Raw genomic sequence first — 11,907 nt, 5'->3', positions numbered from 1 at the left:
AACCGGCGCACTACCTCGGCGCCACAAATCCGACCGGCCCCGCCGCCACACACACCGACAGCGCCGCGGTGTTCGCCCGCACCTTGATTGCATCGCCCGCCCCCGCCAACCGGACGAAGACACGGTTCAGGCCGGGATGCACCGGCACCTTCGTCTCGGTCCCCTCCGACAACGACATCGTCATCGACCCGTCGCTGTTCGCGAGGTAGTTGATCTCCGCCGTCCAATCCGCGGGCAACAGCGGACCGTCCAGCCTCGTGGTGACCGGGAAATCAGGCTGCACCAGGTACCCGCAATTCGGTGCAGGCCCCGGTACGATCGATCGCACCCAGGTGACTTTCGCCGCGACGACGTGCCCGCTGACATTCAGCATCCGTAAATCCGTTGTGGCGCCGGCGAACTCCGGTCTGTTCGGCAAAAGCGCGAACATGTGACTCGCCAAGTTCTCCGGGTATGCCACCCGCTGCAACACCAGTGGATCGACCTCCTGGTCGAGCATCGGGGCGCTCGAATTCTCGTGCGCCGCGGCCAGTCCGGCTTTCGCGTTCTGCAGATACGGCTGCGCAGGGTTCTCGCGCCAACTGGTCAGGAACGTCGCCGTCGAGTACAGGCTGCTCGCCACGAAAAGAGCGGTGGCGCAGACTATTCCCACCGCCCTTGGCCGCGACGCGTCCAGCCACCCGGCCTGCTGCCGGTTCGGTGCGCACAGCCCGACGGCAAGCAACAGCGCCAGCACCACCGCCAAGTCGGGCAGGTATCGCAGCGTCTGCGCCAACTCCAGCGCGGTGAACCGCGACGAGCGCATCAGATAGATCGGAACCTGACACGCGAGCGCGTAGCCGACGGCCACCAGCCACACCGGACCGATCCGGCGCTTGCGCAGCAGCGACACCGACAGCACGACCGCGAGCGCCGCCCAGCCCAGCGCCATCACCGTGACCGGCGGAGTCGCCCACGGCGACGCCGGCGCCCAGCGCTGCCAATCCCAAGGGCCGCCAACCAGACCCGGCACGATCCCGTGAGTGACCGAGCGGCTCAACAGGTCCCACGTCATCGCGACATCGAAGCTCCATCGCTTCTGGTCGACCACCAGAAGATAGACGCCGATCCACGCCGCCGTCACCGCCAATGCCGAGACCCAGAGCCGAACACCGCGCCGCCACACCGTCAGCACCGAACCCGACGACGTCACGTGGAAATGCAGCGCCGCGATCGCGAAGGCCACGAACGGGATCACCGCCGCCTTCTCGAAGAACAACAGGCCGCCGAAGTAGACAAGCAGCCCCGTCAGCGCGTACCTCTGCTTGCCGGTCCGGACCAACTGCACCGCGTCGCCGCACACCCAGGCCAGCGCGGCCAGCATCGGCGGCGAATTCAGCGCCGCGGCCCACCACGCGAACGCGGGCACCGACAGCGGGGTGAACAACGCGAACGTCAATCCCAACAGCAGCAGCGGCCGCCAGCCGAGGATGACGTGCAGCGCCCGCAATAACGCCAGCGACGCCAATAGCTGCATCACCACCAGGCTGATCGCAGGCCCGATCCAGTTCAGCGGCGCGATCCTGGTGATGGCGCCTGCCACCAGGAACGCCCCCGGCATCACGTGCCCGTCGTGATCGTCGAACAGATACCCCGGCGATAGCAGGCCCTGCGTGCCGGCCCGGCCAACCAGGATCAGATCGTCCCAATAGAAATAGCCCGCAAACGCCAACACCGCCCGGACGATCAGCTGTACCGCGATCAGCGCGACGGCGGTGCGGGCGACCCAGTTCATCGCTCGTCGAGAGTACGGACAGCCGTCATCGGTATGGTGAGCCGATGCGCACACTGGTCACGGGAGCCGCGGGATTCATCGGATCGACGCTGGTAGACCGCCTGCTCGCGGATGGGCACTCTGTCATCGGGGTCGACGACCTCAGCTCCGGCCGCAGCGAGAACATCGTCGCGGCCGAGCGGCACGACGGGTTCGAGTTCGCCAAGGCCGACATCACCAGCGCCGACCTGATCGGATTGCTCGCCGAGACCAGGCCCGAAGTGGTGTTTCACCTGGCTGCGCAGATCGACGTGCGGCGCTCGGTGACCGATCCGCAGTTCGACTCGACGGTCAACGTGGTCGGTACCGTGCGCCTCGCAGAGGCGGCGCGGCAGGCGGGCGTCCGCAAAATCGTGCACACCTCGTCGGGCGGGTCGATCTACGGCACGCCGACGACCTTCCCGACGCCGGAGACCGTCCCGCCGGATCCGGCGTCGCCGTACGCCGCAGGCAAGGTCGCCGGCGAGATCTACCTGAACATGTTCCGCACCCTTTACGGCCTGGAGTGCTCGCATATCGCTCCTGGCAACGTGTACGGCCCGCGCCAGGACCCGCACGGCGAAGCCGGGGTGGTGGCCATCTTCTCGCGCGCCCTGTTGGCGGGTCGGCCGACCAAGATCTTCGGGGACGGCACCGACACCCGCGACTACGTCTTCGTCGACGACGTTGTCGATGCCTTCGTCAAGGCGTCGGGCGAGGCCGGTGGCGGACAGCGGTTCAACGTCGGCACGGGCGTGGAAACGTCGGTGCGCCAATTGCATTCGGTGGTCGCCGCCGCGGCGGGCGCACCCGACGAACCCGAGTTCCATCCGCCGCGACTCGGCGAACTCAAGCGGTCGAGCCTGGACATCAGTCGTGCCGAGCAGGTGTTGGGTTGGACGCCGCAGGTTGCCATTGCCGAGGGCGTCGCCAAGACCGTCGACTACTTCCGGTCAGAAGAAAGATTGTAAGCACTCACTTTTTCCAGAGGGTGACGTCATGACCTGCGACGTCATCGTGCGCAGCGATCTGTGGTTCGACGGCACGGGAACGGGCTGCGCGGAGGTGATCGACGCTTCGGGCAAGGTAGGTCGCTCCCGGCTTCATCGACGTACACACGCACTATGACGCCGAAGTGCTGTTGGCTCCCGGGCTGCGGGGGTCGGTCCGGCACTCCAGAGGGGTGGGAAGGGGACACTCCCGGTTGTGCGACACGCTCGGATCCGCTGTGGTCCAGGGCAGAGATGTCCTACGCTCCGCAAATATGACTGCACCACCCAATCCGCAGCCCGGCTGGTATCCCGACCCGTTGAATCCTGGTAAACGGATCTATTGGGACGGCGCGACATGGGGCGAACCGGTTGGTGTGCCAGACGATTACAGTAAGAGCAAGAAGACTGCAGTTGCGATTGGCGTCTGCGTGCTTGCCGTCGTCGGACTCCTGATGTCGATGCAGTCGGTCAGTCTCATGACGGGCTCAGGTCCAGTGTGGACCGGTGTTGCCGTGGTTGGGGTTGCCACGGCGATCGCGTACTTCATGGGCGCCGCCAAGTGGGTCCGCGTCATCGCATGCGTGATCTTGGCTTTGTCGGTATTGAACGGCTTCTACATCGAGAACAAGATGTCCGAACAGCGCGACGAGCTGACGCACATTTTCGATAAGTAGGTCTCTCGGACCGACTGACGGCTGCCGTTGCATGTCTCCGGCAGCTGCTACCGTCCAGACCGCGCGGCGCATGGGGCACGCGAAGACAGCAGGGGAGGCTCCAGTTATCACTGCACCGGGCTGGTTTCCCGATCCATCTGATCCAAGCCGCCAACGTTATTTCGACGGCAGCGTTTGGACGGAAAATTACGCACCACTCGGCCCACCCCGTCAAGCCGGGGGACAACCCCCGAAGTCTCGCAAGTCCTCGGGACTGAAGATCGGCCTCGGAGTAGGTGCGGCAGTTTTGGCATTGATCGTGTTCGGCTCCATGAGCAACAGCGGCAGCAACTCATCTACGTCTTCCAATACCGGTTCCATCCCCAGCAATAGGGGTGTCGCCCCGACGACCACTAAGAGCGGCCTTACACCTGGCCAAGACAACGCGATCGCGAAGGCCAAGAGCTACCTCAGTTTCAGCGGATTCTCCAAACAAGGGCTGATCCATCAACTGGAGTACGACCAGTTCAGCACGTCAGACGCTATGTTCGCCGTCGAGCACCTCGAGGTCGCCGGCGGTGTGGACTGGAATGAGCAGGCGGTCAAGAAGGCCAAGAGCTACCTAAGTTTCTCCTCGTTCTCGCTTCCCGGCTTGGTCCACCAACTGGAGTACGACGGCTTCACTCCGACTCAGGCTCAGTACGGTGCCAACATGGCGTACGGAGGCTGAACGGAGGTCTAGGAGTGGGGCTTTCGTTGCGGCTCTGTTCTCGTCGAGGGCGCCGGGAGCGAGCCGAGGGGGCACCCTCATATGCCTGGTCTGCCCCACCAGGATCTCGGCGACGACATGAATGTCGGAACCTCAAGTGGGCCTACATAACTCTTTAACAAGCTTGGCCTAGTGCTCGTCGGGTACGCGCGCGGTCTGCAATGCGACCGCCCGCGCCAACCGCGCATACTTCAACTCGAGGTCTTTGAACCGCATGTAGGCCGACAGCGTGGTGAACACGAACGCGATGATCAACACATACTCCATCAGGTCCGCACCGCGGGACACCCCAAGCCAATTCGCCACCACCGTGGTGTCGTCGGGGCGCAGGATCGCATAGATGCCCGCGATCACGAACAGCACATAGCCGACCTTCACCCACGCTTTGGAGCGCGCATTGCGCCGCGAACGCAACAGGTAAACCAGCAGTGCCAGCACCGACACGATGAGCAGCGCCTGGATCCAGTTCATCGCGACATCCTCCCTCGCAACCAACCGTCGAATATGATGTTGACGCCGTTGAGCAGCGGCTGGCCCTTCGACATCGAATATTCGGTGTAAAGAATTTCGACGGGTTCTTCCGTTACCCGCCAATGGTTTTCGTAAGCCAACGCGATGAACTCGTCTGCGTGGCTCATCCCGCTCATGGTGAGGTTGAGCCCGTCGGCCACCTTCTTGTTGAACACCCGAAGGCCGTTGTGCGCATCGGTCAGCCCCAGCCTGCGACTGCGCCTGCTCAGCGCGGCCGCCGAGCGCAGCACCACCCGTTTCAGCAACGGCGTGTGGTTGACGACGCCTGAATCCGCGAACCGGGTGCCGATGACGAGGTCCGCGTCGTCGGTGGCAAGCCGATCGATCATCCGGATGACGTCCTTGACCCGATGCTGGCCGTCGGCGTCGAAGGTGGCGAACACGGCGGCGCCCGGTTGGCGGCGCGCGTATTCGACGCCGGTCTGGAGGGCGGCACCCTGGCCGAGGTTGACCGGATGGCGCACGGCGTGCGCGCCCGCGCGCCACGCCACGTCGCCGGTGTCGTCGCGGCTGCCGTCGTCCACACACACCACGTGGTCGAAAACCGAGCGAACGTCAGAGATGACGTCGCCGATAACGCTCGCCTCGTTGAAGGCGGGGATGATGATCCAGACGTCGTGGTAGCGCGTGTCGATGCAGACAAAAATACAGGGTCACCCGTGCGACATCCTCGCAAGCGCGGCCAGGTGCACGGCGATTCCGACCAGGGGGCCGCAGAGCAGCGCGATCACCGTGCGGGTTTCCAGGCCGACCGGAAGCAGCAGCAACAGCGCCGACGCCGCCGTCGCGGACACCCAGCCCACCGAATACGCTCGGTGCATGGCCGCCGCGACCGCCGCGGCGCCGGTCAGCGTCAGCAGGGCGATCGCCACCGCCGCCGCCGTCAACCAGGCCAGCAGCTCACCGTCGGCCCGGTACTCGGCACCGAACGCCTCCCGCAGCAGCCAGGGCCCGAGCACCCCGGCCAGCAGCACCCCGAGCAGGCCCACGCCGACCACGACCAGCGCAGGCTGCACCAGCGAGCGAAGCCGCTCAGTGCGCTGGTCGACGAAATGCGCGATCAGATTGCCCTGCATCGCGGTCAGCGGTACCAGCAGCGGTGCCCTTGTCAGGGTGACCGCCAGGATCACCACGCCGCCTGCGGCGCCCAGGTCGCCCGAGGTGGCCTTCAAGAGCACAGGAAAGCCCATCACCAGGATCGCGCTGGCTCCCGCTGCGGCGATCGAATGCGAGGCTCCGCGCAGGAAGGTCATCGTGCCGCCTGGGGTCAGCAGCCGGGCCGCCGCGCGGGTGGTCGGCGACGCGAGCAGCAGGCACAGCCACGCGATCGCACCGGCGACCGTCGCCCACAGGTATCCGACCAGCCCCCAGCCGACCACGAACGTCGCTGCGGCCACCGCCACCCGGATTCCTGCGTCGGTGACCATCAGCGCGCCGTACTCGGTCCACCGGTTCACCCCGGCCAGCATGCCCAGCAGGGTGGCGTGCAGACAGAACCCCGCAAGCCCGACGCTCAGCAGCGCGACGCTCAGCCATTGCGACTCGACGAACACGTGCCCCGACCACATCGGCGACGTCACGGCGATCATCGCCGCCGCCACCAGTCCGACGAAGGCCGCGACCCGCACCGGGTGCGTGCGCGGACCGGTTATCACCTCGGTATAGCGCACCGAGCGCACCTCGCGGGTGGCTTCCTGCAGCAGTCCGAACGCCGCGCCGGTGACCAATCCGAACGCGCCCCAGAACACGCCGAACACCGAGAAACCCTCCGGTTCGAGATCGCGGGCGGCCAGGTACAGCACGGCATAACCGCACAGCGCCGACAGCACCGTCGCCGTGCCGACCCGCGCCACACTGGCGCGTGTGATCGGGCCTGTGGCCTCCGTCACGACGGGCCTTCGAGGGCAGGCACCTGTGTCGAGTACAGCCACGCATCCCACAGTGGCCGCACCGATTCGTGCGCGTAATTGGCGGCCAGCCCGGTGAAGTCGTCGGTGACGGCGGTGCTGTGGCGGTAGCGCGTCGTCCAATCACGCAGCAGCGCAAAGAAACTCTCATCGCCGATGCGCTGTCGCAGCACATGCAGTGTCAGCGCACCGCGCTTGTACACCCGGTCGTCGAACATGTCGCGAGGCCCGGGATCGGCGAGCAGCAGATCCTGCGGTGAATCGGCAAGGCGCTGATGATAGTGACGCGCCCACTCTTCGGCGGTGCGCCCGCCGGAATGCTCGGACCACAGCCACTCCGCGTAACAGGCGAAGCCCTCGTGCAACCAAATGTGCCGCCACCGCTTTGCGGTGACGGAGTTGCCGAACCACTGGTGGGCCAGTTCGTGGGCGATCAGCCGCTCCGCGCCGCCCGTGCCGTCGCAGTGGTTCGCGCCGAAGATCGAAATGCCTTGCGCCTCAAGGGGTATTTCCAGATCGTCGTCGGTCACCACGACGGTGTATCCACTGGCCAGCGGGTACGGCCCGAACAACCTGACGAACAACTTCATCATCTTGGGCTGGTCGGCGAAGTCGTGGTCGAAGTTGTCGCGCAACCGCTCCGGCAGCACGGCGTGCATCTGGACGCCGTTTTTCGCCATGCGGTGACGGTGGTAATCGCCGATCTGCAGGGTGATCAGATACGTCGACGTCGGCTCGGCCTGTTCGTAGGTCCACGTCGTCATGCCCGCCCGCACCCGCCGCGACAGCAGCTCACCGTTGGCCAGCGCGTAATACGGGCTTTCTGCGCTGATCTGGATGCGGAAGCTGGCCTTGGCGCTGGGGTGGTCGTCGCAGGGGAACCACGATGCCGCGCCGTTCGGTTGACCCGCGACGAGCGCACCTTCGGTCAGCTCCTCGAAACCGACGTCGCCCCACAGGGATCGGACCGGCCGCGGAGTGCCGCCGTAGCGCACCGAGATCTTCATCGCGGCGCCTGCGGGAAGCGTGTCCTGCAACGCGATGTGCAGCTTGCCGCCCGCCGAGCGGAAGTGGGCGGGGCGCTTGCCGTTCACCGACACTTTCGTCACCGGCAACGCGTCCGAGAGATCCATGGTGAAGCTCTGCAGCGCCGCCAGCGTGACGGCGGTGATGACGGCGGAGCCTGCCAGTCGGTTGATCGCGACTTTGTATTCGAGTTCCAACTCGTAACGGGACACCCGGTAGCCGAAGTTGCCGTTGGCGGGCAGATAGGGATCGATGACCGGAGGTGCGGCCTTCTTCGCCGCCTTCTTGCTCCTCGTCACGCGGCGCTGGCTTCTGTCTTTTTCGACGATGGCTTGCGGGCGCCGCCTCGCTTCTTGCCGAACATGTTCCACGGCGCGATCGGGTTACCCTGCCAGCGCGTCGACGGCGGCACCTCGTCGCCGCGCATCACCAATGATGCCGGTCCGACGGTGGCGCCCGCCCCGATCCGCGCGGCAGGCAGCGCGACACAGTGTGTGCCCAGCGTCGAACCCTGTTCCAGCACAACGGTGTCCATCCGCATGATTCGGTCGTGGAACAAGTGGGTCTGCACTACGCAGCCGCGGTTGACCGTCGCGCCCTTATCGAGGGTGACCAGGTCGGCCTCGGGCAGCCAGTACGTTTCGCACCACACGCCGCGGCCGATGTCGGCGCCCAGTGCACGCAGCCACAGGTTCATCACCGGTGTTCCGCTCGCGGCGCGTGCGAACCACGGCGCCGCCACGGTCTCGACGAAGGTATCCGACACCTCGTTGCGCCACACGAACGATGACCACAATGGATGTTCGATGGCGCGGATGCGGCCGACCACAACCCATTTCGCGATGACCGCGATACCACCTGCCAACGCGCCCGCGGCAAGCAGCACGACGCCGCTGAACAGCGCAGCCCATCCCCAACCGAGGCGCACCGCGAGCCATTGCACCGCGAACAGCACGCCGACCCCGATCGCGAACGTCACGATCAGCGGGATCAGCCGGCATGTCTCGACCAGGGCACGCAGGACCTTCAGCCGTAGCGACGGATGGAAGGTGCGCAGCACATCGGCGGCAGTAGGCTTGCGGCGCAATCGAACCGGAGGGCTGCCCAACCAGGACGACCCCGCTTTGGCCTTGTGCGGTGCCGCGGACAGCACCGCGACAAGCCCGTCGTCGGGGACCCGCCTGCCCGGTTGGGTGATCCCCGAGTTGCCGAGAAACGCCCGCTTGCCGATCGTGGCCTTCGCCACGTGGATCCAGCCGCCACCCAACTCGTAGGACGCGACCATCGTGTCGTCGGCCAAAAACGCACCGTCCTCGACGACCGTGAACTTGGGCACCAGCAGCGCCGTCGAGATCTCGGTGCCCCGACCCACTTTCGCGCCGAGCAGACGCAGCCACCACGGCGTCAGCAGGCTGGCGTAGACCGGGAAGAGATAGTTGCGTGCGGCGTCCATCAGTCGTTCGGTCGCCCAGAGCTGCCAGCCGACCCGGCTGCGCACCGGGTGATACCCCTCAGGCATCCACACGGACAGCGCGCGTACCCCGACAACGGTGAGCGCGGCATAGGTGAACACTGCGGCCACGGTGGCGACCGGCGTCCACAGTGCCGCGGGTGCCACGGCCGCGGTCAGTGACGTGGCATCGCGCACGGCCCAACCGATCACGGCCAGCCCGGCCGCAAGCGCCGCCAGCGGCAGGGCGCCGAGCAGAATCGACGTCAACCCGTATACGGCCACCCACAACGGCGCGCGTGGCGGCCGATGGTCCGGCCACGGATGCTTGGCCTTGCCGGACTTCACCGCGGGGGAGCCCCTCCAGTACTGCCCGTTCTTGACCTTGCCGACCACACCGGACCCGGGTGCCACGTCTGCGTTCTTGCCGACGACGGCGCCTGGCAGCAGCGTGGTGCGGGCCCCGATGGTGGCGTCGTTACCGACCGTGATCGGCCCGACGTGGAACAGATCGCCGTCGATCCAGTGGCCCGACAGATCCACCTCGGGTTCGATGGACGCGCGGTGCCCGAGCCGCAGCATCCCGGTCACCGGCGGGGCGGAGTGCAGGTCGACGCCCTTGCCCACCTTGTTGCCGAGCATGCGGGCGTAGTACACCAGCCATGGCGCACCGGCCAGATTCTCTGCACCGCTGGCATCCGCCAACCGCTCGGCCAGCCAGACCCGCAGGTGCACCGATCCGCCGCGGCGGTAGGTGCCGGGCTCGAGCCCGCCGAGCAGGATCCGCGCACCCAACGCCGCGACGGACATCCGACCCAGCGGGGCGATGACGAGCAGGAAGCCGATCGCGACGAACCACCAGTTCACCGGCCTCAGCCACGGCAGCGGATGTAGTCGCGCGACGATGTTGTTCAGCAGGGCCAGCCAGATGACCCACTGCAGCCCGGTCAGTGTGGCCAGCGGCAGCGACAGCGCAATCTGCGTGGCCTGCGTCAACCGCGGCGTCGGCTTCACGACGCGGGTCTGCACCGCGGGTGGCGGATCCAGCTCGTCGAGATAGCCGGCCAGCGATCCGAGCCGGGGATGGTCGTAGAGATCGGCGACGGTGACCTGCGGATAGCGCTGTCTCATCGCCGCCACCAATTGCGCGGCGGACAGCGAGCCGCCGCCGAGCGCGTGGAAGTCCGCCTCAGGCCCGTCGATCGGCGCCGCGAGGATCTCGCGCCACAGCCCGGCCAGCCATCCCATGGTGCCGCCGAGATCAGGCTCGCCTGCGGCATCGGTGCCGCCGGGCGGCGGCCATGGCAGCGCATTGCGGTCCACCTTGCCCGAGGTGCGGGTGGGCAGTTCCTCGAGGAGCACCAGCCGTGGCACAAGCGCCGCGGGCAGCGTCTGCGTCAGCGCGGCACGTGCCTTGCCGATGTCGAAGGCCGGGTCGGCGCTCGCCACGTAGCCGACCAACAGCGGTGTGCCGCTTGCGGTCCTCCGCACGGCGGCCGCCCCGCCGCTCACGCCGGGCAGGTTCACCAGTGCGGTGTCGACTTCACCGAGTTCGATGCGACGTCCGCCCACCTTGACCTGATCGTCGGCCCGGCCGACGAAGTACAAGCCGTCGTCTTCCAGCCGGACCAGGTCGCCGGTCCGGTAGGCGCGTGACCATCCGAGCGTGGGCATCGGCGCATACTTCTCGGCGTCTTTGGCCGGGTCGAGGTAGCGGGCCAGCCCGACGCCGCCGATGACGAGTTCACCGACCTCGCCGGAAGCTACCGGCGTGCCGTCTCTGTCGACGACGGCCAAATCCCAACCTCGCAGCGGCAGCCCGATGCTCACCGCGGTTTTCCCGTTCAGGAGCGACGCACTGGCCACCACGGTCGCCTCGGTCGGACCGTAGGTGTTCCACACCTCGCGGCCCTCGACAGCCAGGCGTTCGGCCAGTTCCGGCGGGCACGCCTCCCCGCCGAAGATCAGCAGGCGCACGGCTTCGAGCGCCTCGGCAGGCCACAACGCCGCCAGCGTCGGCACGGTCGATACGACGGTGATGTCGCGGGACACCAGCCACGGGCCCAGGTCCATGCCGCTGCGGACCAGCGAGCGCGGCGCGGGCACCAGACAGGCCCCGTGCCGCCAGGCCAGCCACATCTCTTCACACGATGCGTCGAACGCCACCGAGAGTCCGGCCAGCACCCGATCGCCCGGCCCAATCGGGTTGTCTTGCAAGAACATCTGCGCTTCCGCATCGACGAACGCCGCGGCGCTGCGATGGGTGACGGCGACACCCTTCGGGGTGCCGGTGGATCCGGACGTGAAGATGATCCACGCGTCGTCGCGACCCAGCGGCGCCGCGGCCCGCCAGCCGCGCGACTCGCCCTGCGCCCTGGCTAGACCCCTCTCGGTGATGACGCCCACCACCCCGGCCTCACCGAAGACCAGTGCGGCGCGCTCGTCGGGGTCGTCGGCGTCGACCGGCACGTACGCCGCGCCCGCGGCCAGCGTCGCGAGGATCGCCACATACAGCGCATAACTGCCCGATGGCATCCTGACGCCGATGCGGTCGCCCCTGCCGATGCCGCGCGCGGCCAGCCATTCGACGCTCTCTTCGATGTCGGCGATCAGCTCGGCGTAGGTGAGCTGGACCTCGCCGTCGTCGAGTGCGGGCGCATCCGGATAGCGGGCCGCCGTGTCGTAGAGGATGTCGATCAAGGTGCGCGGTTCCGGCGCAGACGACGACAGCAGGTACTGCGCAGGCACCTGCGGTCGGCGCCCGTTTACTTCCGTCGTCACGAGTAC

The 11,907-nt window shown here is 67.0% G+C and carries 9 protein-coding genes and 2 pseudogenes; 5 read left to right on the top strand and 6 right to left on the bottom strand.

Annotated features, from left to right (window positions below; all coding sequences use genetic code 11):
* Window positions 1–10: 10 nt before the first annotated feature.
* Window positions 11–1,774, bottom strand: a complete 1,764-nt coding sequence (locus ACGFK1_RS13980; protein ID WP_393429587.1) for a hypothetical protein — start codon at window positions 1,772–1,774, stop codon at window positions 11–13.
* Between the two features lie 44 nt (window positions 1,775–1,818).
* Here ACGFK1_RS13980 and ACGFK1_RS13975 point away from each other — a divergent pair, with 44 nt between their 5' ends.
* The 5 genes and pseudogenes from ACGFK1_RS13975 (at window position 1,819) to ACGFK1_RS13955 (ending at window position 4,167) form a co-directional block, all read left to right on the top strand.
* A complete protein-coding gene (locus ACGFK1_RS13975) occupies window positions 1,819–2,763 on the top strand; it encodes an NAD-dependent epimerase/dehydratase family protein (RefSeq protein WP_393429584.1) in 945 nt (314 codons plus the stop codon).
* Between the two features lie 28 nt (window positions 2,764–2,791).
* Window positions 2,792–2,966, top strand: a pseudogene (locus tag ACGFK1_RS13970) (amidohydrolase family protein); the annotation flags it as partial.
* Window positions 2,967–3,056: 90 nt separating this feature from the next.
* Complete coding sequence (locus ACGFK1_RS13965; RefSeq protein WP_393430116.1) at window positions 3,057–3,458, top strand: DUF2510 domain-containing protein; 402 nt, start codon at window positions 3,057–3,059, stop codon at window positions 3,456–3,458.
* Between the two features lie 31 nt (window positions 3,459–3,489).
* Window positions 3,490–3,657: pseudogene (locus ACGFK1_RS13960) on the top strand (DUF2510 domain-containing protein); the annotation flags it as partial.
* Window positions 3,658–3,744: 87 nt separating this feature from the next.
* Window positions 3,745–4,167 (top strand): Ltp family lipoprotein, encoded by a 423-nt coding sequence (locus tag ACGFK1_RS13955; RefSeq protein ID WP_393430113.1) that lies wholly within the window; start codon window positions 3,745–3,747, stop codon window positions 4,165–4,167.
* Between the two features lie 168 nt (window positions 4,168–4,335).
* Here ACGFK1_RS13955 and ACGFK1_RS13950 read toward each other — a convergent pair whose 3' ends face one another.
* From ACGFK1_RS13950 to ACGFK1_RS13930, 5 genes are read right to left on the bottom strand one after another with little or no spacing between them, the layout of a single operon-like run.
* Window positions 4,336–4,677, bottom strand: coding sequence for a DUF2304 domain-containing protein (locus tag ACGFK1_RS13950; RefSeq protein WP_393429581.1), 342 nt, complete (start codon window positions 4,675–4,677; stop codon window positions 4,336–4,338).
* Entirely contained in the window at window positions 4,674–5,372 is a 699-nt protein-coding gene (locus tag ACGFK1_RS13945; protein WP_393430110.1) for a glycosyltransferase family 2 protein, read from the bottom strand. The genes ACGFK1_RS13950 and ACGFK1_RS13945 overlap by 4 nt, the downstream gene beginning before the upstream one ends.
* Window positions 5,373–5,390: 18 nt before the next feature.
* Window positions 5,391–6,626: a hypothetical protein gene (locus ACGFK1_RS13940; RefSeq protein ID WP_393429579.1), complete on the bottom strand. Its 1,236-nt coding sequence runs from the start codon at window positions 6,624–6,626 to the stop codon at window positions 5,391–5,393.
* On the bottom strand, window positions 6,623–7,969 hold the full coding sequence (locus tag ACGFK1_RS13935; protein WP_393429576.1) for a M1 family metallopeptidase: 1,347 nt from the start codon (window positions 7,967–7,969) through the stop codon (window positions 6,623–6,625). The genes ACGFK1_RS13940 and ACGFK1_RS13935 overlap by 4 nt, the downstream gene beginning before the upstream one ends.
* Complete coding sequence (locus tag ACGFK1_RS13930; RefSeq protein WP_393429573.1) at window positions 7,966–11,901, bottom strand: Pls/PosA family non-ribosomal peptide synthetase; 3,936 nt, start codon at window positions 11,899–11,901, stop codon at window positions 7,966–7,968. The genes ACGFK1_RS13935 and ACGFK1_RS13930 overlap by 4 nt, the downstream gene beginning before the upstream one ends.
* Window positions 11,902–11,907: the final 6 nt, after the last annotated feature.

The organism is Mycobacterium sp. NPDC048908, from assembly GCF_043197955.1.
Classification (GTDB): domain Bacteria; phylum Actinomycetota; class Actinomycetes; order Mycobacteriales; family Mycobacteriaceae; genus Mycobacterium.
The sequence above is the reverse complement of the archived record's forward strand: the minus strand, read 5'-3'. Positions and strand labels throughout refer to the sequence as shown.

Bases quoted from the DNA above. Each gene is read 5' to 3' on its own strand.
- ACGFK1_RS13950 (WP_393429581.1), bottom strand. From the start codon at position 4,677: ATGAACTGGATCCAGGCGCTGCTCATCGTGTCGGTGCTGGCACTGCTG.
- ACGFK1_RS13965 (WP_393430116.1), top strand. From the start codon at position 3,057: ATGACTGCACCACCCAATCCGCAGCCCGGCTGGTATCCCGACCCGTTG.
- ACGFK1_RS13975 (WP_393429584.1), top strand. From the start codon at position 1,819: ATGCGCACACTGGTCACGGGAGCCGCGGGATTCATCGGATCGACGCTG.
- ACGFK1_RS13980 (WP_393429587.1), bottom strand. From the start codon at position 1,774: ATGAACTGGGTCGCCCGCACCGCCGTCGCGCTGATCGCGGTACAGCTG.